Source organism: Acidaminococcus sp. HCP3S3_H5 (genome assembly GCF_052122235.1).
In the GTDB taxonomy this organism is placed as follows: Bacteria; Bacillota; Negativicutes; order Acidaminococcales; family Acidaminococcaceae; genus Acidaminococcus.
In genome coordinates this window covers 46596-66636 of the sequence record NZ_JBQKCS010000002.1, presented here as the reverse complement: position 1 = coordinate 66636, position 20041 = coordinate 46596, and the positions used below count along the sequence as shown (strand labels likewise).

Annotated in this window: 21 protein-coding genes and 1 riboswitch; of the genes, 16 read left to right on the top strand and 5 right to left on the bottom strand. The window is 57.5% G+C overall.

Annotation, left to right across the window (positions count from 1 at the left end):
- Positions 1-12: 12 nt before the first annotated feature.
- From ACTQY5_RS02735 to ACTQY5_RS02720, 4 genes are all read left to right on the top strand, one after another.
- Entirely contained in the window at positions 13-1452 is a 1440-nt protein-coding gene (locus tag ACTQY5_RS02735; protein ID WP_441368781.1) for an aminoacyl-histidine dipeptidase, read from the top strand.
- A gap of 10 nt (positions 1453-1462) precedes the next feature.
- The gene (locus ACTQY5_RS02730; protein ID WP_288310916.1) at positions 1463-2032 is read left to right on the top strand and encodes a DUF5714 domain-containing protein; all 570 of its coding nucleotides are present in this window, start codon (positions 1463-1465) and stop codon (positions 2030-2032) included.
- A gap of 125 nt (positions 2033-2157) precedes the next feature.
- Positions 2158-3798: an ArnT family glycosyltransferase gene (locus ACTQY5_RS02725; protein ID WP_441368780.1), complete on the top strand. Its 1641-nt coding sequence runs from the start codon at positions 2158-2160 to the stop codon at positions 3796-3798.
- Between the two features lie 6 nt (positions 3799-3804).
- Positions 3805-4296 carry a hypothetical protein gene (locus tag ACTQY5_RS02720; protein WP_441368779.1) on the top strand — a complete coding sequence of 164 codons (492 nt, stop codon included), beginning with the start codon at positions 3805-3807 and terminating at the stop codon, positions 4294-4296.
- A 179-nt stretch (positions 4297-4475) separates the two neighbouring features.
- Here the strand turns inward: ACTQY5_RS02720 and ACTQY5_RS02715 are convergent, their stop codons facing one another.
- Positions 4476-5378, bottom strand: a complete 903-nt coding sequence (locus ACTQY5_RS02715; protein WP_022487471.1) for a LysR family transcriptional regulator — start codon at positions 5376-5378, stop codon at positions 4476-4478.
- A 276-nt stretch (positions 5379-5654) separates the two neighbouring features.
- Here ACTQY5_RS02715 and ACTQY5_RS02710 point away from each other — a divergent pair, with 276 nt between their 5' ends.
- The 9 genes from ACTQY5_RS02710 to priA all read left to right on the top strand — a co-directional run bounded on the left by ACTQY5_RS02710 (position 5655) and on the right by priA (position 15473).
- Positions 5655-6218, top strand: coding sequence for a biotin transporter BioY (locus ACTQY5_RS02710; protein WP_022487470.1), 564 nt, complete (start codon positions 5655-5657; stop codon positions 6216-6218).
- Position 6219: 1 nt separating this feature from the next.
- Entirely contained in the window at positions 6220-7086 is an 867-nt protein-coding gene (gene hemC / locus ACTQY5_RS02705) for a hydroxymethylbilane synthase (protein WP_441368778.1), read from the top strand.
- On the top strand, positions 7073-8542 hold the full coding sequence (gene cobA, locus ACTQY5_RS02700; protein ID WP_441368777.1) for a uroporphyrinogen-III C-methyltransferase: 1470 nt from the start codon (positions 7073-7075) through the stop codon (positions 8540-8542). Before hemC ends, cobA begins: the two co-directional genes overlap by 14 nt.
- Positions 8539-9111: a precorrin-2 dehydrogenase/sirohydrochlorin ferrochelatase family protein gene (locus ACTQY5_RS02695; protein ID WP_022487111.1), complete on the top strand. Its 573-nt coding sequence runs from the start codon at positions 8539-8541 to the stop codon at positions 9109-9111. Before cobA ends, ACTQY5_RS02695 begins: the two co-directional genes overlap by 4 nt.
- A gap of 154 nt (positions 9112-9265) precedes the next feature.
- Positions 9266-9814, top strand: a complete 549-nt coding sequence (locus ACTQY5_RS02690) for a ferritin family protein (protein WP_012938354.1) — start codon at positions 9266-9268, stop codon at positions 9812-9814.
- A 93-nt stretch (positions 9815-9907) separates the two neighbouring features.
- Positions 9908-10537 (top strand): lactate utilization protein, encoded by a 630-nt coding sequence (locus ACTQY5_RS02685; protein WP_022487112.1) that lies wholly within the window; start codon positions 9908-9910, stop codon positions 10535-10537.
- 92 nt (positions 10538-10629) lie between these two features.
- Positions 10630-11679, top strand: a complete 1050-nt coding sequence (citC, locus tag ACTQY5_RS02680; protein ID WP_441368776.1) for a [citrate (pro-3S)-lyase] ligase — start codon at positions 10630-10632, stop codon at positions 11677-11679.
- A gap of 58 nt (positions 11680-11737) precedes the next feature.
- Positions 11738-11846: riboswitch (SAM riboswitch) on the top strand.
- 53 nt (positions 11847-11899) lie between these two features.
- Complete coding sequence (metK, locus tag ACTQY5_RS02675) at positions 11900-13078, top strand: methionine adenosyltransferase (protein ID WP_022487114.1); 1179 nt, start codon at positions 11900-11902, stop codon at positions 13076-13078.
- A 1-nt stretch (position 13079) separates the two neighbouring features.
- Positions 13080-15473: a primosomal protein N' gene (priA, locus tag ACTQY5_RS02670; RefSeq protein ID WP_441368775.1), complete on the top strand. Its 2394-nt coding sequence runs from the start codon at positions 13080-13082 to the stop codon at positions 15471-15473.
- Between the two features lie 141 nt (positions 15474-15614).
- Here priA and ACTQY5_RS02665 read toward each other — a convergent pair whose 3' ends face one another.
- From ACTQY5_RS02665 to ACTQY5_RS02650, 4 genes are all read right to left on the bottom strand, one after another.
- Positions 15615-16691 (bottom strand): tyrosine-type recombinase/integrase, encoded by a 1077-nt coding sequence (locus tag ACTQY5_RS02665; RefSeq protein ID WP_441368774.1) that lies wholly within the window; start codon positions 16689-16691, stop codon positions 15615-15617.
- Between the two features lie 212 nt (positions 16692-16903).
- The gene (locus ACTQY5_RS02660) at positions 16904-17359 is read right to left on the bottom strand and encodes a hypothetical protein (protein ID WP_441368773.1); all 456 of its coding nucleotides are present in this window, start codon (positions 17357-17359) and stop codon (positions 16904-16906) included.
- 14 nt (positions 17360-17373) lie between these two features.
- Positions 17374-17631 carry a hypothetical protein gene (locus ACTQY5_RS02655; protein WP_441368772.1) on the bottom strand — a complete coding sequence of 86 codons (258 nt, stop codon included), beginning with the start codon at positions 17629-17631 and terminating at the stop codon, positions 17374-17376.
- A gap of 5 nt (positions 17632-17636) precedes the next feature.
- A complete protein-coding gene (locus ACTQY5_RS02650) occupies positions 17637-17999 on the bottom strand; it encodes a helix-turn-helix domain-containing protein (protein WP_276803789.1) in 363 nt (120 codons plus the stop codon).
- Positions 18000-18142: 143 nt separating this feature from the next.
- Between ACTQY5_RS02650 and ACTQY5_RS02645 the strand changes: the two genes are divergently transcribed.
- The 3 genes from ACTQY5_RS02645 to ACTQY5_RS02635 all read left to right on the top strand — a co-directional run bounded on the left by ACTQY5_RS02645 (position 18143) and on the right by ACTQY5_RS02635 (position 20040).
- Positions 18143-18340: a helix-turn-helix transcriptional regulator gene (locus ACTQY5_RS02645; protein WP_441368771.1), complete on the top strand. Its 198-nt coding sequence runs from the start codon at positions 18143-18145 to the stop codon at positions 18338-18340.
- Positions 18341-18383: 43 nt separating this feature from the next.
- On the top strand, positions 18384-19202 hold the full coding sequence (locus tag ACTQY5_RS02640) for a helix-turn-helix domain-containing protein (protein ID WP_441368770.1): 819 nt from the start codon (positions 18384-18386) through the stop codon (positions 19200-19202).
- A 118-nt stretch (positions 19203-19320) separates the two neighbouring features.
- Positions 19321-20040, top strand: coding sequence for an AAA family ATPase (locus ACTQY5_RS02635; protein WP_441368769.1), 720 nt, complete (start codon positions 19321-19323; stop codon positions 20038-20040).
- Position 20041 lies beyond the last annotated feature (1 nt).

The following is a 20041-nucleotide window of genomic DNA, read 5'->3' as shown; positions in this document are numbered from 1 at the left end:
AGTCGTAGCGTCATGACTGTACTGGATTCTCTGGAACCCCGCCGGGTGTTCCATTTCTTTGAAGAACTGTCGAAAATCCCCCATGGATCCCGGCACACCAAAGCCGTCAGCAACTGGCTGGCGGATTTTGGCCGGCAGCGGGGGCTGGAAGTCCATCAGGATGCCCTGGACAATGTGATCCTGGTGGGACCGGCTTCCCCCGGCTATGAACAGGCGGCTCCGGTGATCTTCCAGGGCCATATGGATATGGTCTGCGAAAAGGCACCGGACTGCACCAAGGATATGGAAAAAGAAGGCCTGGACCTGGAAGTGTCCGGGGATGAAATCACTGCCCGGGGCACCACCCTGGGAGCCGATGACGGGATTGCCGTGGCCATGGGCCTGGCTCTCCTGGATGATCCCGCCATTCCCCGGCCCCGGCTGGAAGTGGTGTTCACCGTGGATGAGGAAATCGGCATGCTGGGGGCGGAAGCCCTGGATGCTAGCGGTCTCAAAGGCCGCCGGATGATCAATATGGATTCGGAAGAGGAAGGGGTATTTACCGTAGGCTGCGCCGGCGGCGTGGATGTAAACTGCGCCCTGCCCGTCCGCCGGGAAGTCTTTGGAGGCACCTGCCTGGAACTGAAAATCAGCGGCCTGACCGGAGGCCATTCGGGAGCGGAAATCGGCCGGGGACGGGCCAATGCCCACATGCTCCTGGGACGGCTTCTGCTCCATCTGGACCGGGAAGCCCTGTACCGGCTGGTGGAAGTGGAAGGCGGCACCAAGGACAATGCCATTCCCCGGGAAGCCCGGGCTCTTTTGGTGACCCCGGAACCGGACCGGCTCCAGAGGGCGGCGGAAGCTTTCGGAGAGGCGGTCCGGAAGGAATACCATGTGACGGATCCGGAACTCCAGGTGGCTGTTGGACCAGCTGTAACGGAAACCCTGCCCATGGACCGGACTTCCACAGAAAAGGTCCAGTGCCTGCTGACCAGTCTGCCCAATGGCGTCCAGGCCATGAGCCCGGAACTGGCGGGCATGGTCCAGACCTCCCTGAACCTGGGGATCCTGTATACGGAGAGGGACCAGGTCTGTGCCGGTCTCCTGGTCCGGAGCAGCGTGGAAAGTCAGAAGGAAATGGTGGCGGAACGGATCGAAGGACTGCTGCGGCAGCTGGGAGGTCAGGCCTTCCGGGAAGGGGATTACCCGGGCTGGGAATACCGGGCGGATTCCCCACTCCGGGATCTGTTCGTCCAGGTGTACCGGGAACAGTACGGAAAGGACCCTAAAGTGGAAGCCATCCATGCGGGGGTGGAATGCGGCATGTTCGCCGCCAAGCTGCCGGGACTGGACTGCATTTCCCTGGGGCCCACCCTGACGGAGATCCACACCTACCGGGAAACCATGCACATTGCTTCTGTCCAGCGGACCTGGAACCTGCTGCTGGAAGTATTGAAGCGGATGAAATGAGGTGTGCAGCATGAACGATCTGGAACAGCGGACCCAGGCCATCATCGAAGCCTGTGTAAAAGAAAAGGAAACCAATCCCCTGGCCGTTTTCCGCCATGTGGCAGGACAGGATTTCGTCCGGATCCATGGGCCGGAGCACCATGTGCTGGACGGGGCCTGCCTGCTGACGGCCCTCCATAACGCCGGCATGGAATTTGATTTGGAGGAGATGCTCCAGAAGCTCCGCCGGGAAGGACTCCAGATGCCCGGGGCCATGTGCGGCCACTGGGGAGTCTGCGGGGCCGTGGCATCCGTAGGCGCCGCCCTGGCTCTCCTGGAAGGAACAGGCCCGTTGACCACCGGTTCTTCCTGGGGCAGCCACATGACCTGTACCTCCCAGGCTCTGGCCAATCTGGCAGCCATGGGGGGACCCCGGTGCTGCAAAAGGGACGCCTATACAGCTCTCAAAACCGCCATTCCCTACGTAAAAGAACGGTTCGGGATCACCCTGCCGGAAGAAAACACAGTCTGCGGGTTCTATCCAAAGAACGGGCAGTGTCTGGGGGAGAGGTGTCCGTATAATCCGGGATATAAAAAATAGGGGGGAAGGGATTCACCTGCAATCCAGAAAGAGGTTGTTGCATCTGCAACAGCCTCTTTCTTCTTCCCCCATTCTAGTGTAAAATAGATTAGATATGTCTACGCTAAAGCATTGGAGGAACGTGTATGAAGAAAAAATACTGGCTGGGGTTTTGGGCCGCGGCGGTTTTTTTGCTGTTTTTCATGAATTCATCCCTGCCCCTGACGGACAGTGTGGAAGGGAACTACGCCCTGACGGCCAAGGAAATGGTCCTCAGCGGAGACTGGCTGTCTCCCCAGATCTATGGCCGGTACTGGTATGACAAACCGGTCTTTGCCTACTGGATGATTGCCCTGGGGTTCAAGATCTTCGGGTTCAGCGAATTCGGGGCCCGGTTCTTTCCCTCCCTGTTTGGGCTGGGAGGCCTGTGGCTGACGGTCCAGGCGGGAAAACGGCTGTACCGGGAAGAAGTGGGTTTCCTTAGCGGTATTTTGCTGCTTATGACCCTGGAATTCTTTACTATTTCCAAAAGCGTCCTGACGGACGGGATGCTGTTCCTGTTCATGGACGGGGCCCTGCTGTGCTTCTTCCTGGGGTACAGCAGCCGGGAAAAGAACTGGTACTACGGGGTGTACATCCTGTCCGCCCTGGCCACCCTGACCAAGGGCCCTATTGGCTTTCTGATGCCCGGGCTCATCATTACCCTGTTCCTGCTGTACCAGAAGGACTGGAAATGCCTGAAGGATGCCAAGCTGGCCACCGGGATCCCGCTGTTCCTTTTGGTGGCTCTGCCCTGGTACATAGCCATGGCCCGGGTCCATCCGGATTTCCTGGGCAGCTTCCTGGGGACCCAGAACGTGCTCCGGGCTACCGTGTCCGAACATCCCCGGGACAATGTGGTCTGGTACTATACGGCGGTGAACCTGCTGAACGCCTATGCCTGGGTGGGCTTTGTCCCCGGCATGCTCTGGAGCCTTCTGCGGAAAAACGGGAAATGGAACTATCCGGCTCCCCGGGAAGCTTTCCTGCTGCTGTGGATCGCCGCCATTTTCGTGTTCTTCCAGTGTATGGCCACCAAATACATCACCTACACCTATCCCCTGCTGCTGCCTCTGTGCGTCCTGACGGCAGATTACATCTGGAAAAAGGGCAGCCGCCTGGATATCCGGGGGATGCTGGTCGGAAACCTGCTGTTCTACGGGGCGCTGACCTACGCCGCCTCCCAGGTGACAAAGCTGGCTCCCGGGGTGTTCCCCAATCCCCAGAACCTGTTTTATTTCATGCTCCTCTACACTCTGTGCATGGCGGTGCTGGCCTTTCACAAGTATAAAGGCAAAACCAGCCAGGAAGTATTTTCCACGGTGGTGCTGCTGACCATCGCTTTCCACTGCTGCAGTCTGGATCTGCTGGCCAAGCCTTTGATGGAGGATGTGACCGGGAAGATGGCGGCCCAGTTCATCAACGCCCTGGTGCCGGAAGACATGCCCATCTACATCCGGGGCGGGGGCTATCCCACTTCCGGGGTGTTCTACACCGGCCGGGAAATGGTGATGCTGGTGCCTGATGAGGAGGCGGATGCCTTCAAACCCCGGAAAGACAGCTGGTCCGCCAAAAACATCATGCCCTGGACCACTTACGGACAAGTCCGGCAGCAGCCGGGAAGGGCCCTGGTACTGGTGGACACCAAGACACGGAAACTGAAGACGAAACTGGAAGAAGACTGGCCCGGGACCTGGAAACGGGTGAAATTGCCCGGCCAGTGGACGGTAATGATCAAGGAAAGGTAGGCAGCCATGGAAGAAGAAAAAATCCGTTCCTATCTGGAACGGCAGGATTTCATCGGATTTCAGGTGCATCAGGAGGAACTGGACCATCCGGAACGGCTCCAGCGGTATTTCCAGCTGCTGGAGACGGTAGGGAGCCAGCCGGCTCTGGCCCGGAAGTTCTGCAGCCGGTGGGGACTTTCCTTTGCCGGGGACTGCGGGGAGGCCCTGTGGGAAAACAAAAAAGCCGTGGCCTTTGTCCGTAAACTGGGGGAGGCCTTTCCCTTTCTCTTTTTCCTGGCGGAAAAGGAAGGGGAGACCCTGAAGCTGCTGGTGATGCTCACCTGTCAGAGTGACAAATTGGAAGGGGACAACCTGTCCCTGGATCCGGAAAAGTTCAACGGCTTTCTGAAGAACCAGTTGAAGGGGCTGCTGCTCCTCAGCCAGAAAGCGGGGCTGAGCCCGGAAAATGCCCAGGGGCTGATCCAGAATATCTATGAATATTTCGGACTGTCTGACTGAGTAGTCAAATTCACAAATTATTCATGGGTTTGCCCTTCCTTTGACACAGGTCATGGGTATACTAATAATCGTAACAGGGATTACCCCTCCTTGTTACATCTTCCCCATCAAATCATCATAAACAACTTCCTTTCAAGGAAAAAGCCTTCTGCTTCCCCAGCAGAAGGCTTTTTCCTCTTTTATTTCGTCTGTTCCAGATTCTCCGGTTCTTTGATGACCCCGTGCTTCCGGGCAAACTCCAGGAAGGTACGGATGGTTTCGTTTTCCACAGAGTTTTTCTGCCACAGCATTTCGATTTCATAATACAGAGGGGGATTCAGGGAAATGGGCACCAGTTCCGGTTCCCGTTCCGCCACCGTCCGGTACAGGAAGCCGCCGGCTACGCCGCTGCGGATCAGCTGGATCTTGGTGTACAGCTGGGTGGTGGACCACTGGATCCGGGGGGTGCACCGTTCCTGATGGAACCGCTCCAGGATGGTTTCCCGGAATTTCTGGCTGTTTTCGATTTCTACCAGATCATCCTGGGCCACCTGGGGCAGGGACAGGACCTTTTCCCGGGCATAGGGATGGCTCTGGTTTACACAGTAGACGATTTCGCTGCGTTTCATGGCACGGGCGGCCATGGTATCCTGATCCCCGTCCTGGCCGCTGACGATGGCAATGTCGATCCGGTCATCCTGGAGCGCCTTCCGGAGGGACAGGGAATTCCCGTGATGGAGTTCCAGCCGGATGTCCGGATGGTCCTTGTGGAACAGGGCCAGAAGAGGAATCTCCAGAGCCTCGATCATAGGGGGCAGGCCCACCCGGATGGAGGTGTTCTTTTTCTGGAGACGGGTCATATCATCGGCAATCTGCTTGGCTTTTTGGAGCAGTTCTTCCACTTCCAGAGAAAAATAGGACCCTTCGGTGGTGAGAATCAGCTTTTTGTGGGACCGTTTGAACAGTCTCAGCCCAAATTCTTCTTCCAGTTCTCGGATCGCTGCTGAAACCGCAGGTTGGGATATATGCAGTTCTTCGGCCGCCTTGGTGATGCTGTGCTGCCGGCAGACCTCCTGAAAATAGCGCAGTTGATGTAATTTCATGAATACGTCCTCCCAAACCTGGGGACTTTACCTTGTGAAAAAGTCCCGATTTCTGATTCTTGTCTGAAATATTGTGTCTTGTATACATTATATACAAAAGCAAAAAGAAAAATAATAACAGGTTTTCTTATGTAAAATATAAAAGAAATGTATAAAAATGAAAAAACACGGTGCTGTGGGAAAAACAACGGTGAAAACCAGCAAATCCTGTTATAATAGATACAAAAATCACAGTTTTCTTCTCTGGATTCCAGAGGGGAATTTGCAGGAGGTACCATGCATCCAAATCATTCTTCGCTGGCCCTGTGCGGGCTGTTTACGGCTCTCATGGCAGTGGGGGCCTTTATCCATATCATGATTCCCCTGGGCATCTGGCAGGTGACCATTTCCCTGCAGATTTTCGTGGCGGTGCTGGCCGGACTGTTCCTGGGCCGCCGGCAGGGGTTCCTCAGTGTCCTGGCTTACCTGGTGCTGGGGCTCTGCGGGCTGCCGATTTTCGCCCATGGAGGCGGGGTGGGGTACCTGGCCAAGCCCACCTTCGGGTTCCTGCTGGGGTTCCCCTGTGCAGCCTGGGTCACGGGAGCCCTGGCCGGGGACGCACCTCTCCAGGCCGGCCGGAAACGGCTGGTGGGAGCGGCCCTGGGGGGAGAAATGGCCTACTACTTCTGCGGGCTCCTGTACTATGATGTGATGTTCAATTTCGTCCTGCAGAATACCGGGGGCATCGGCCTGGTCCGGCTGCTGGAAATCTGGTTCCTGAGCACGGTGCTGCCGGACGGGGCCCTTTGTGTACTGGCGGTGCTGGTCTATGGAAAACTGGCCCCCAGGGTAAGGAGATAAGATGAAAAAACTCATTGTAGCCACCCGGGGCAGCCGGCTGGCACTGGCACAGACTCATATTGTATGCGGTCTTCTGAAGGAAGCGGGGGTGGAAACGGAAGTCCGGACCATTACCACCGCAGGGGACCGGGACCGGATCCACGCCTTGGTGAAAATCGGCGGCCGGGGGATCTTTGTCCGGGAAATCGAGCGGGAACTCCTTAGTGGAGAGGCGGATATCGCCGTCCACAGTGTCAAAGATCTGCCCTATCAGCTGGCCCAGGGGCTGGTGATCGCCGGTACCCCCCGGGGGGCGGATTCCCGGGATGCCCTGGTGCTGCTCCGGGATAAGGAACTCCGTGAAGGCAATGTGGTGGGCACCGGCAGTCCCCGGCGGATCCGGGAATTCAGCCGGCAGCGGCCGGACCTGCAGTTCCGGGATATCCGGGGGAATGTGACCACCCGGCTCCACAAGCTGGAACGGGGAGAGTATGATGCCATCGTATTGGCCATGGCAGGCATTGAACGGCTGGAACTGGACATGGGCCGGTTCCAGGTGATCCCCTTTTCTCCGGAGAAAGTGATCCCTGCCGGCTGCCAGGGCATCATCGGAGTGGAATGCCGGACCCAGGACCGGGAGCTGGTCCGGCTCCTCCGGCAGCTCTCTGATCCGGAGACCTGGCGCCGGTTCCGGTGGGAACGGCAGCTGTTCTGCGCTATGAAAGTAGACTGTTCCTGCCCGGTGGGAATCCACTGCCGGCTCCTGCCCGGGGAACGGATGGAACTGATGGCTATGGTGGACGGGAAACGGGCCCGGCGGATGGGAAAGGAAAAGGATGGGCAGGCGCTCTGCCAGTCCCTGAAGGAGGAACTTTATGACCGGCACTGAAAATACAGTGGGAAAAGTGTGGCTGGTGGGAGCCGGCTGCGGACGGGGCCTTCTGACCCAGGAAGGACGCCGGATACTGTCCCGGGCCCAGACCGTGCTCTACGATGCCCTGGTGGCCCCGGAAACCCTTCTGGAAGCCAGTCCGGAAGCGGAACTGCTGCCGGTGGGAAAACGGAGCGGACGGCACAGCGTGGCCCAGGAAGCCATCAATGCACTGCTGATCCGGAAGGCCCGGGAAGGCAAAAGGGTGGTACGGCTGAAAGGGGGGGACAGTTTTGTCTTCGGCCGGGGGGGAGAAGAAGCCCTGGCTCTCCAGAAGGCCGGGATCCCCTGGCAGGTGGTGCCGGGAATCAGCTCGGCCATTGGGGTGCCGGAACATTTCGGCATCCCGGTGACTCATCGGGGACTGGCCCGGTCCTTTACGGTGATCACCGGCCATACCCGGGACGGGGCGGAAGAGGACTGGCAGGTCCTGGCTCATCTGCAGGGTACCCTGGTATTCCTGATGGGTCTGGAACGGGTGGAAACCATTTGCCGCCGGCTGATTCAGGCCGGCAAAAAAGCGGATACGCCGGCCTCCGTCCTTTGCGGAGGATACGGAGAAGGGGAAAAACGCATTGACGGGACCCTGGAGGACCTGCCGGAAAAAGCCCGGCAGCAGGGGGCCTTCCCTCCAGCGGTGATCCTGGTGGGACCGGTTGCCGGCCTGGGACTCTGCCCGGAGGCGCCGGGGAAAAAAGAGAAAATCCTGGTAACCGGCACCCTCTCGTTCTGCCGGGAAGTGGCACGGGAACTGGCTGAGGGCGGCAGGGAAACAGGAGAACTGCCCCTTCTGGCCGCAGAGCCACTTTGGGGGAATATTCCTGAAGACTTCGGACAATGGGACTGGCTGGTATTCACCAGCCGGAACGGGGTCCGGCTCTTTTTCCAGTGGTTCCGGGAAAAGAAAAGAGACTTCCGGCTCCTGGGGCAGGCCCGGTTTGCCTGCATCGGGGAAGGGACCGCCCGGGAACTGGCAGAGCAGGGATTCCAGGCGGATCTGCTTCCGGAATGCTACACGGCAGAAGCGCTGGGAAAGAGTCTGGCTGAAAAAATGGGACCTGGGGAGCGGTGCCTGCTGCTCCGGGCGGAAAACGGGTCCCCGGATCTGGTCCGGGAACTGGAAAAGGCCGGGCGGCCATACAGGGATGCTGCTGTGTACAGGATCTGCCCCCGGGAGGGACAGCCGGAAAAAGGGACCTGCCTGGCTCCGGATGTAATGATCTTCGGCAGTGCCGGAGGGGTCCGGGTCTTTTTCCAGCAGTATACCCTGGCTTCGGAAACCCGGGTCCTGTGCATCGGTCCGGTTACGGCCCGGGCTGCCCGGGAAGCCGGCTGCCTGGAGGTGGAAACAGCCCGGGTCCATTCAGCAGCGGGGATCCGGGCGGCCCTGGAACAGCCGGGAGGGGAATCATGAGCTATTTTCCTTTGATGGTCCAGCTGGAGGATGCTCCGGTGCTCCTGGTGGGAGGAGGCAGGACAGCCTTCCACAAGGCAAAGATCCTGGTGGATTTCGGAGCCCGGGTCCAGGTGGTGGCTCCGGAACTCCTGTCGGAATTCCGGGAGCTTCCGGTCCGGTGGGAGAGCCGGACCTTCGAACCGGAAGATCTGGACCGGGGGGACTGGATCCTGACAGTGGCGGCTACCAATCACCGGGAAGTGAACCGGACCGTAAGCCGTCTCTGCCGGGAGAAGCGGATCCCGGTGAATGTGGTGGACGATCCGGAGCTGTGTTCCTTTATCTTTCCGGCCCTGATCCGGGAAGGAGAAGTGGTCTGCGCCGTCAGCAGCGGAGGCCGGAGTCCTTTGGTGGCCCAGTATGTGAAAAAAAAGATCCGACAGGCCCTGCCGGAAGGACTGGGGGCCCTCAATGAAAAAATGGGGAGCTTCCGCCGGCAGCTGAAGGTGGCGGAACCGGATCCCCAGGTCCGGAACCAAAGGCTCCGGGAACGGTTCCGGAAGCTGCTGGAAGAGCTGCACCTCTGACTGCAATAAAAACCTTTCGAAATGGAAAAATATTTTCCAAAAGTACTTGCATTATTTTGAGAGTCTGTTATAATAAAAACCGTAAGAGATAACAAATATCAACAAATAGCAAGTCCTTAAATAAAGGGCTTGACCATTTAGGGGAGGCAATATTATGAAAAAATTCATTTGCAGAGTGTGCGGTTATGTGTATGAAGGGGAAGAAGCTCCGGAAAAGTGCCCTCAGTGCGGCGCTCCCAAAGACAAGTTCGATGAACTGAAGGAAGGCGTGAAGGAATACGCTGATGAACACGTGGTAGGCGTTGCCAAAGGCGTGGATGAACGGGTCCTGGAAGGCCTGCGTCAGCACTTCACCGGGGAATGCTCCGAAGTGGGCATGTACCTGGCCATGAGCCGGGTGGCTGACCGGGAAGGGTATCCGGAAGTGGCAGAAGCCTACAAACGGATCGCTTTCGAAGAAGCGGAACACGCTGCCAAGTTCGCTGAACTGCTGGGTGAAGTGGTTACCGACAGCACCAAGAAGAATCTGGAAATGCGGGCTGCCGCTGAACAGGGTGCCTGCGCCGGCAAGAAGGAAATCGCCACCCTGGCCAAACAGCTGGGCTACGATGCCATCCACGACACCGTTCATGAAATGGCCAAAGACGAAGCCCGTCACGGCCGTGTATTCGACGGACTGCTGGCCCGGTATTTTGCAAAATAAGAAGGTAAGGCAGGGAGAGGTTGCTGCACAAAAGGTGCAGCAACCTCTTTTTCTATGGTAAAATAAAAAAAACACAAATGAGGGGGAATCGAAATGCAGGAGGCTTTGAGACGGCGGAATGAACTGCTGGCCCAGGTGGTGATCCGGGGGCTGGCATCCCGGAACATGAAGGGGTATTATGCGGCAACGGTGGAAGAGGCGGTGCAGAAGGCCCTGGAACTGATCCCGGAAGGCAGTGTGGTGAACATGGGCGGCAGCACCACCGTACGGGAAAGCGGTCTGGTGGAGAAACTGAAGGAAGGCAACTGGACCTTCATCGACCGGGACGAATATCCCACCCGGCGGCCGGCCCATCTGAAGGCCTATGATGCGGACTGGTATCTGGCCAGCTGCAACGCCATGACCCGGGACGGGATCCTGGTGAACATCGACGGCAATGGCAACCGGGTCTCCGCCATTTCCTACGGGCCCCACCATGTATTGTTCCTGGTGAGCCTGAACAAGGTGTGTTCCAGCCTGGAAACAGCCCTGGACCGGGCGGAAAACACGGCGGCTGCGGTCTGTGCCCAGAAATTCGACATCCAGACACCTTGTAAGACCACCGGGTTCTGTTCCCACTGCAAGGCGCCGGAAACCCGCTGCTGCCAGATCCTGATCACCCGGTATGCCCGGCATCCGGAACGGGTCCATGTGATCCTGATCAACGATCAGCTGGGTTTCTGACCGGGAAGAAAAGGGAAAGGGAGTTGGCGGACCAACCCTTCCTTTCCCTTTTTTGTGGTATAATGGATTCACTTTGAAACCAGAAGGAGACCGTGATGTCTGATTATTTTATTTCTCAAGTATATCCTTCCGATAAACGGACCAATGCCCAGGTGGATGCCCTGCTGGAGCAGGAGGGAATCCGCCGGGATGCCAACCTGGACTATACCTGTGTGATGTTCGACAATGATTACCGGGCCATTGCCACCGGAAGCTGTTTCGGCAACACCCTCCGGTGCATGGCGGTGGACCATCACCACCAGGGGGAAGGGCTGATGAACGAGATTGTGTCCCATTTGGTCCAGTACCAGTATGAACGGGGAAATCTCCACCTTTTCCTGTATACCAAATGCAGTTCCGCCAAATTTTTCGGGGACCTGGGTTTTTATGAAATCGCCCGGATCGAAGACCAGATCGTCTTTATGGAAAACCGGAAGGAAGGTTTCTCCAGCTATCTGAACCAGCTGGCCCGGAGCCGGGTGGAAGCTCCCAAAGTGGCGGCCATTGTCATGAACGCCAACCCCTTTACCCTGGGGCATCAGTACCTGGTGGAAAAAGCGGCGGCAGAAAACGACCTGGTCCACCTGTTCATGGTCAGCGAGGACGCCAGCCTGTTCCCCTATGCCGTCCGGAAGAAGCTGATCCAGGAAGGGACACGGCACCTGGCCAATCTCCGGTACCATGACAGCGGTCCCTACATCATCAGCCAGGCCACCTTCCCCAGCTATTTCCAGAAGGATGCGGAAGCGGTGATCGCCAGCCATGCCAACCTGGATCTGGCCATTTTCGTGAAGATCGCCCGGAAACTGGGGATTACCGCCCGGTATGTGGGGGAAGAGCCCACCAGTGTGGTCACCGGCCTGTACAACCAGGTGATGGAAAAGCGGCTGCCGGAAGCGGGGATCCAGTGCGTGGTGGTGCCCCGTCGGGAAGAACAGGGCCAGGTGGTCAGTGCCTCCACAGTACGGAAGGCCATCCAGGAAGGAAACTGGGCGCTGGTACGGGAGCAGGTGCCTCCCACCACCTGGGACTTCCTCCAGAGCCAGGAAGCCCGGCCCATCCTGGACCGGATCCGGAAAGAGCAGGACGTGGTCCATTACTGAGGACCCGTCTTGTATTTTCCTACTGTATCTGTTATAATTACAAAGCAAAATCGAATACAGCTCATCAAGAGTGGCGGAGGGAATGGCCCTGTGAAGCCACAGCAACCATGGCCCTGGGCCAACGGTGCTAATTCCTGCAATGCGGTTTGTCGATTGTAAGATGAGAGTCCCATAGGTACTCTCATTTTGGGAGTATTTTTTTTTGTGTAAGGAGGAAATAATGAAGAAAGTATTTACGTCTGAATCTGTCACGGAAGGCCATCCTGACAAAATCGCCGATCAGATCTCTGATGCGGTGCTGGATGCCATCCTGGAACAGGACCCGGATGCCCGGGTTGCCTGCGAAACCCTGGTGGCCACCGGCCAGATCCATATTGTGGGGGAAATTTCCACCAGCTGCTATGTGGACATTGCCAAGATTGCCCGGCAGACGGTGATCGACATTGGCTACGACCGGGCCAAATATGGTTTTGACGGAGCCACCTGCGGGGTGCTGATCTCCATCGATGAACAGTCCCCGGACATTGCCCAGGGGGTGGATGAATCCGATGAATCCAAACAGGGCGCCCAGGGAGAAGAAGAAAAAATCGGCGCCGGGGATCAGGGGATGATGTTCGGCTATGCCACCGATGAAACGCCTGAATACATGCCCCTGCCCATTTCCCTGGCCCACAAGCTGTCCCGCCGGCTGGCCCAGGTCCGGAAGGACGGCACCCTGCCTTATCTCCGTCCTGATGGGAAGACCCAGGTCTCCGTGGAATATGATGACGACAAACCGGTACGGGTGGACACCATTGTGGTTTCTGCCCAGCACAGCCCGGAAATCACCATGGAACAGCTGCGGAAGGACATCCTGGAACAGGTGATCCGGCCGGTGGTGCCGGCGGATCTGCTGGATGAAAAGACCATTTACCACATCAACCCCACCGGCCGGTTCGTCATCGGCGGGCCCCAGGGGGATTCCGGCCTCACCGGGCGGAAAATCATCGTGGATACCTACGGGGGCATGGCTCGTCACGGAGGCGGTGCCTTCTCCGGGAAGGATCCCACAAAAGTGGACCGGAGTGCTGCCTATGCGGCCCGGTATGTGGCCAAGAACGTGGTGGCTGCCGGCCTGGCCAGGAAATGCGAAATCCAGCTGGCCTATGCCATCGGGGTGGCCCGTCCGGTGTCCATCAGCGTGAACACCTTTGGCACCGCTGCCATTCCGGAAGAAAAGATCGTGGAACTGATTGAAAAGAACTTCTCCCTGACCCCGGCGGGTATTATCCGGAGCCTGGATCTGCGCCGGCCCATTTACCGCCAGACTGCTGCCTATGGCCATTTCGGCCGGACGGATGTGGATTTGCCCTGGGAACGGCTGGATAAAGTGGATGTGCTGAAAAAAGCACTGGAATAAGATGGAATACGCAAAGGTTGCCATCAATCTGCCTGCCAAAAACATTTTTCGGCAGTTCACCTACCATGTGCCCCAGGCCCTGGATTTCCTGGGCCAGGGCTGGCGGGTGGTGGTGCCTTTCGGCCAGCAGCTGCTGGAAGGTTTCATTGTGGAAGAGGACCGGAGCCCGGATCTGTCCCGGGAACTGAAGGACATTGCCGATGTGGTGGGGACGGAACCCTGGTTCGACAGTGAAATGCTGGCCACCGCCTACTGGCTGTCCCAGTACTACCTGTGCACCCTGGCGGAGGCCCTGCGGCTGTTCATCCCGGGCCGGAAAAGCCTGGCGGCAGTGGGGAAATACGTCCCAGTGCCTGAAGTGGCCGGGCTTACTCCTGAGGAACAGGAACTGTACGATTTCCTGACCCTGAAGGGTCCCCAGTCCCGGCGGGCCATCCGGAATCTCCCGGGAGGAGAGACGGCCCTGAAGGGACTGATCGCCCAAAAGGCGGTGGTCCTTTCCTACGATGTGAAATACAAACTGCGGGAAAAAACAGAGCGGACCTTTACAGCAACACCGGAAGGGTTGGCCGCACGGGAAAACGGAGAGGTCCGGGGCAAAAGCCAGCTGGCTGCCCTGGACTTTTTGCTGTCCGGGAACACCGCCAGCGCCGGGGAGCTGGAAGGAAAAGGCATCTCCTCCGCAGTGCTCCGGAACCTGGTCCAGAAAGGCTGGCTGCTGGAAGGCCGGCGGCGGGTCCTCCGGGACAGCTACCAGGGGCTGGAAGCCCGGAAGGAAACCCTGGAACTGACGGAAGAACAACAGGCGGCCATCCAGGCAGTGGACCGGGCCCGGGAAAACCGGGATCCCCGGACCTTCCTGCTCCAGGGGATCACCGGCAGCGGCAAGACGGAAGTCTATCTCCGGCTCACCGACAGGGCCCTCCGGGCAGGCCAGCAGGTAATGGTGCTGGTGCCGGAAATCGCCCTTACCGGACAGATCGTGAAACGGTTCAAGGCCTGGTTCGGCGCCGGTGTGGCGGTGGCCCACAGCCGGCTTTCCCCCAGCGAGCGGGGAGACGTGTGGAGCCGGATGCGGTCCGGCCAGGCCCGGGTGCTGATCGGGGTCCGGTCGGCGGTGTTCTGTCCCTTTGCAGACCTGGGACTGATCCTGATGGATGAAGAGCATGAAGGGACCTACAAGCAGGAGGAACGGCCCAGCTACCATGCCCGGCTGGTGGCCCAGTACCGGGCCCATTACCGGAAGGTGCCGGTGGTGCTGGGGTCCGCCACCCCGGACCTGGAGTCTTATTATCTGGCGGAACAGGGGGTCTACACCCGTCTCCGGCTTACCCACCGGGCCAAGACCGGCAGCCACCTGCCCCAGGTGTCCATTGTGGACATGCGGGAGGAACTCCGCCAGGGGAACCGGACGGTGCTGTCAGAAGCTCTGCGGAGGAAGCTGGAAGACGTGGTGAAGAACGGGGAGCAGGCCATTGTACTGCTGAACCGCCGGGGGTTTTCCACCTTTGTGCTGTGCCGGGACTGCGGGGAATCCCTCAGCTGTCCCAACTGTGCGGTGTCCCTGGTGTACCATGCCCGGGAGCAGCTGATGGAATGCCATTACTGCGGCCATACGGAACCGGTGCCCACCAAATGTCCCTACTGCGGCAGCCCCCGGATCCGGTTCTTCGGCACCGGCACGGAAAAGGCGGAACGGGAAATCCGGGACCTGTGCCCGGGGGTGCGGCCCCTGCGCATGGACCAGGATTCCACCAGCGGAAAGTTTGCCCATGAGCAGATCCTCCAGGCCTTCCGCCGGGGGGATTACAATGTGCTCCTGGGGACTCAGATGGTGGCCAAGGGCCATGATATCCCCAATGTGACCCTGGTGGGAGTCCTGAGTGCGGATTCCCAGCTGAACCTGCCGGATTTCCGCAGCGGAGAGCGCTGCTTTGCCCTGCTGACCCAGGCCGCCGGCCGGGCAGGACGGGGAGAGAAGCCGGGGCAGGTGATCTTCCAGGCCTATGATGCGGAAAATCCCATTCTCCAGATGGCCGCCCGGCAGGACTATGAAGGGTTTGCCGAAAGGGAGCTGGCCCAGCGGAAGGAACTGGGGTATCCGCCCTTTACCCGGATGCTGAAGGTCACCGTCCATCACAAAAGGGAAGAGGAGGCCCTGGCCACAGCCCAGAAACTGGTGAATGCCCTGGAAGCCTGGCAGCTGGAAACCGGCCATCCCCTGGAGATCCTGGGTCCCTTCCCGGCTATCGTGGCCAAAGTGAACCAGATCTACCGGATCAACGTGCTGCTGAAAAGCCCCCGGATGAAGCCGGTAAAAGATTGGCTCCGCCAGTCCGAATACAGGAATATGGCCAATGTGTATTTCGACGTGGATCCCATGAGTGTGGTGTAGGGCCGCGACCGGGGGTGTGAATTTTTTCACACCCCCCTTTTTTTTATCTCCTATGGTATAATAGAGAGTAAAAAGGTATAAGCCTAGAAGCCACGTGTTTCCGGGCTTTTTCTTCGTGACGGCAAAAATACGGCAAAAAAATTAAAGCAGGCACTCCATTTCTGCCGCCGCTCTGTCCCTGATGTCCTGGGTATAATCCAGGTAGGTCTCTGACACTGTGGCTACCGTATCTCCCAGGACGGCCGCCACCAGGTTAACGTCCCCTGTGGCTTCCAGCAGGAGGGTGGCGAAGGTATGCCGGAAAGAATGGAAAGATCTCCCAGGGAAATCTTTCTGGATGTAGTAGTTGAGCTGGTGAGAAAAATTGTAGGCGTCCAGACCGCCGAAAATCCGGCCGTCTATGCTCAATGACTGCTGTTTTTTCCACGTCCGGAGAGCGGAAAGAATGGTGCTGCTTACATGTATCGTGCGGACGCTGTTCCTCGTTTTGGTTGGCTTTAAAGCGTACTTTCCACGGGCCACGAGGCCCCACTGCTTTGTGACGGAAACGGTCTGGTGGAGGGCGTCCACGTCCGCCCAGGTGAGTCCCATGACTTCGCCATATCTCATCCCGGTTCCAGCAGCTATGAGCGCAGCCAGATAGGCGGCCTGGTTCGGCAGGGCCTTGAGTGCAGCGAGCAGCCTGGCCAGCTCCTCCCGGCTGAATGCCCGAAGCTGGCGGACCCTAGCGTCCTTGATCTGCTTGACGTCCCTGGCCGGGTTGACGCCGATCAAGTGATAGATCACCCGTGCGTGTTCCAGGATGATCTTCAGCACCCTTAGAGAGTAGTTGACCGAAGCCGGAGATGTGGGAATCTGGTGGAGAGCATTGACGATGGCGGCAGGAGTCAGGTCTACGATGGGGATGTCCAGGATGGATTTAAAAGCCAGCAGGCCGGATCTGTATGACTTGATGGTGTTGTACGTAAGATTGCTACGGCGGTCCCGGGCGAACAACTCCCAGAACTGCCGAAGTGTGACTTTCTTTAAATCCGGATCGGCAGGTCCCAGACCGACATCTTCTCTGGCCTGTTCCAGCAGCTCATCCTGGTAGCGTCTGGCTTCCCGCTGCGTTTTGAAGCCCTGCTTCGTCTTCTGCTTCCAGCGGCGGCCGACCTTGTATGAAAGTATCAGGCAGATAGACCCGTTTTTCTCCCGGTACGAAAATCTGTATTCCATAAAATAAGCCTCCTTTTCTGGCAAAGAGGGGGCTGGCATGGTATAATAATCATGCAAACTCCCATTGACCATGTGCGTTTGTAGAGACGTTCGGTGTCCTCAGCACCGGGCGTCTTTTTTTTATTTCTTTTGCAGGACCGGATGGACGAAGATGCCCTTGCCCTGGACGTTGGCCAGGTTGATAGCTGCGACGTTGTCCCAGTTCCATCCCTTCACGATTTCGGCCGGCAGAGTTCCATGGATTCCTTGCCGTTCCGGGTGTCCGTGAGCGACGTCCGGCAGATCGTGGTGACGTTGGTAATCTTGTACGGGCTTCCGCTGGTATAGGCGGCTTTGGCGATGGTTTTAGTCAGCCCCATGCACTCCTGGAGCATGATCTTTGGATCATCGATATGAGCCAGGTCAACGGTCACATTGACGTTGGTGCTTTCACCGGACAGGGATTGAGCCACTTGGATTTCAGAGATGGAGTCATGTCCTGTCTTTAATGCGGCCACGGCATCAGCGATTTTCTGCTGGAGTTTCCCTTCGTCCGTGCTGGTATCGATCTTGATGGACGTGACGGCAGCAGGCTTTGACTCCTGCTTTTTGTCGTCTCCACAGCCGGATACAAGCAGGGAGCAGGCCAGCAGGGCGGACAACAGAATGGTCAGTGCTTTGATTTTCATAATTTTTACTCCTTTCAGTCTTTATAAAATATCTCAATATCGGATGGCATCTGAAATTCTTCTGACTCATGACACAGAAGTTCGGCAACCCCGGCATCTGGACAGACAAAGTCGTTCCTGGAAATGTGCCGGATTTCATGAGCGACGGCCTTCTTCCGTTCTTGATCGTCCAGGGAACGGTTGACGATGATGGTGAAGCTGCCGTCACCATTGGCCACGGCGAGAGAGTTGGTTTTCTTCGGCAGATTTTGATAAGTGACAACGACAGTCATAAGGATCATCTCTTTTCTTTAGCTTTCAGGCCTTCGATGACGGCCATCACGACCTTAATGTCTTCAGGGGAAAGGTCACGTGCGGCGTCAAAAAGGACTCTCTGACCCGGGGTGTCTTTGATTTCCTGGGCGATTCTAGCAGTCTCCGGGTTGAGATAGTAAGTACTGTTTTCGTTCTTTCCTAACAAGTAATTCATATCAACGTTAAAAAAGTCAGCGATCATTTCCAGGACCTCAAAGTTCGGTTCCCGTTTCCCGGACTCGTACATACTGATTGCACTTCTGGTGAGGCCTGTGGCTTTGGCAAAATCATCCTGAGTCAATCCCCGTGATGTTCTCAGTTCTCTCAATCTATCCTTAAATTTCATGGCCATCCCTCCTGTCATGGCTCTATTATATCACGAAACGTGATAGAAAAGTAGAAGAAATAACACGAAACGTGTTGACACAAAACGTGTTATAAGCTATACTATGCTTGTGCCACGAAACGTGGAGAAAGGAGGTGAGTGAAGTGCCGGAACCGAAAGAAATTGGTGAACGCTTACGGAAGCTCCGTGGTGAAATCGACCGTAGTACCGTGGCTCAGGGATGCGGCATTAGCGTTTCTGCTGTGTCCATGTATGAAAATGGGATAAGGGTGCCACGAGACGAAATCAAAGTTAGATTGGCAAAATTTTACGGTAAGACGGTCGAGTCGATTTTTTATTAACCAAATCGGCCACGTAATGTGGCAAACAGAAAGGAGGCCGCTCATGGAAAAGTTAGTTATGAAGGCCGACGAGGCGGCAGAGGTCCTCAACGTGGGGAAATCAACGGTCTATGATCTCTGTGACCGTGGGATTCTTCCCCGGATCAAAAAGCTTCCGGGGCTCCGTTTCCGGGCTCAGGATGTCTATGCTCTGGCCGGGAAGGATTTATCAGAGTACAGCCCATACCAGTGCCGGAATTTGAAATCGGAGCTGGCACAGACGAAGGCGCAGCTGGCCAGAATCAAGGCGGCGGCCATGGCTCTGATTAAGGCCTGCTATCCCAAGTTCACGGACGTGCAGGGGGAAGCCTATGCCCAGCTGACGGCTGACATCCCAGAGGGAGTCCTGGCCCAGGCTGTGAAGAACGTGATCAAGACCAGCCGGTACCAGCCGACGGTAGCGGAAATCCGGGACGAAGCCGCAAGGATCGTCAAGGCAGCCACCGGCACCCGGGCACCCATGGCGGAAGAAGAGTGGGAGAAGGTGCTGCGGGCTGTGGGAAGCGTCGGTCCCTACCGGATCCCTGTCATGAAGGACAAGGAACCCCTGGCAGCCAATGAAGCCCCTGTGTGGGAGAACTGCCTCACAGAAAGCGCCGTGAAGAAAATCGGCTGGATCACCCTGTGCGGAACGGAAACCGCCTCCATGGGTTACCTGCGGGGGCAGTTCATTGCCACCTGGGAGAAGCTGGCTGCACAGGAAAAGGCTCAGCGGCGGATGAAGAACACGCTGCGGGGACAGCGGGGCCGCCAGTTGGTCAGCCATCTTGCGGAACGGTTGACAGCAGCGGCCCCCAGGAGACTGGAAGGAGGAGAAAAATGAGCGAACTGAAGGAAATGCGGGAACGGGTCCGGCTGCGGGCCCGGGCAGATGCCCTGGAAATCCAACTGGACCGCCGAAAAAAAGGTGGGCCCAGAGAGAAGAGGTTCTGAAGCAGCAGGTGGATGACCTGACCCGGCGCTGGGAGGAAGAACATGCCCAGCGGATTCATGCGGAACAGGAGGCCAACCGGCAGCGGCACCTTTACCAGGACATGACCCACATCGCCCAGCAGCTGATGCGGCAACCGGACGAAATGGGAGCCTATGACCGATGGGAACTGAAGCTGAACAAGAAGACCACGGCCCAGACGGCTGCCATCGTCAAGGAATGGGCGGATGCACTGCTGTTCATCAACTACAAGACGGTGGTGGTAGCAGATGATAACGGCAAAAAGAAAGGGGTAGGAGGCAAACGGGTCATGTATACCCAGCATGCCAGCACCTGGGATGCAAAGAACCGATGGGGTCTGCCTATGGAAATGCCGTTTGAATTTGCATCTATTGCAAAATTCATCCCAGGGAACGAAGGTCCGGCGGCTCCGGAACCTGCTGGGGAAATACAGCAGAAAACTCCGAAAATGTCCAACCCGCAGCCGCCCAAGACGGCTACGGCAGAAAAAATGATTGCCTCTGACCCTCGGCAGGCTACCATCCACAAGGTGTTTGACCTGCTGAAGACGGAGGGAGTCACGGAGGACAAAGTCCGGAAGGCTGTGGCGGCCAAAGGCTACTATCCGGAGGATGTCAGCATCATGGACTACGACACGGGCTTCCTGGAAGGAGTCATCCTGGGTGCATGGCCACAGATAAAAGCGTTTATCGACCAAAACAATCAATAAC

Coding starts and splice junctions, on each gene's coding strand:
- ACTQY5_RS02735 (WP_441368781.1), top strand. CDS start 13: ATGACTGTACTGGATTCTCTGGAACCCCGCCGGGTGTTCCATTTCTTT.
- ACTQY5_RS02730 (WP_288310916.1), top strand. CDS start 1,463: ATGAACGATCTGGAACAGCGGACCCAGGCCATCATCGAAGCCTGTGTA.
- ACTQY5_RS02725 (WP_441368780.1), top strand. CDS start 2,158: ATGAAGAAAAAATACTGGCTGGGGTTTTGGGCCGCGGCGGTTTTTTTG.
- ACTQY5_RS02720 (WP_441368779.1), top strand. CDS start 3,805: ATGGAAGAAGAAAAAATCCGTTCCTATCTGGAACGGCAGGATTTCATC.
- ACTQY5_RS02715 (WP_022487471.1), bottom strand. CDS start 5,378: ATGAAATTACATCAACTGCGCTATTTTCAGGAGGTCTGCCGGCAGCAC.
- ACTQY5_RS02710 (WP_022487470.1), top strand. CDS start 5,655: ATGCATCCAAATCATTCTTCGCTGGCCCTGTGCGGGCTGTTTACGGCT.
- hemC (WP_441368778.1), top strand. CDS start 6,220: ATGAAAAAACTCATTGTAGCCACCCGGGGCAGCCGGCTGGCACTGGCA.
- cobA (WP_441368777.1), top strand. CDS start 7,073: ATGACCGGCACTGAAAATACAGTGGGAAAAGTGTGGCTGGTGGGAGCC.
- ACTQY5_RS02695 (WP_022487111.1), top strand. CDS start 8,539: ATGAGCTATTTTCCTTTGATGGTCCAGCTGGAGGATGCTCCGGTGCTC.
- ACTQY5_RS02690 (WP_012938354.1), top strand. CDS start 9,266: ATGAAAAAATTCATTTGCAGAGTGTGCGGTTATGTGTATGAAGGGGAA.
- ACTQY5_RS02685 (WP_022487112.1), top strand. CDS start 9,908: ATGCAGGAGGCTTTGAGACGGCGGAATGAACTGCTGGCCCAGGTGGTG.
- metK (WP_022487114.1), top strand. CDS start 11,900: ATGAAGAAAGTATTTACGTCTGAATCTGTCACGGAAGGCCATCCTGAC.
- priA (WP_441368775.1), top strand. CDS start 13,080: ATGGAATACGCAAAGGTTGCCATCAATCTGCCTGCCAAAAACATTTTT.
- ACTQY5_RS02665 (WP_441368774.1), bottom strand. CDS start 16,691: ATGGAATACAGATTTTCGTACCGGGAGAAAAACGGGTCTATCTGCCTG.
- ACTQY5_RS02660 (WP_441368773.1), bottom strand. CDS start 17,359: ATGAAAATCAAAGCACTGACCATTCTGTTGTCCGCCCTGCTGGCCTGC.
- ACTQY5_RS02655 (WP_441368772.1), bottom strand. CDS start 17,631: ATGACTGTCGTTGTCACTTATCAAAATCTGCCGAAGAAAACCAACTCT.
- ACTQY5_RS02650 (WP_276803789.1), bottom strand. CDS start 17,999: ATGAAATTTAAGGATAGATTGAGAGAACTGAGAACATCACGGGGATTG.
- ACTQY5_RS02640 (WP_441368770.1), top strand. CDS start 18,384: ATGGAAAAGTTAGTTATGAAGGCCGACGAGGCGGCAGAGGTCCTCAAC.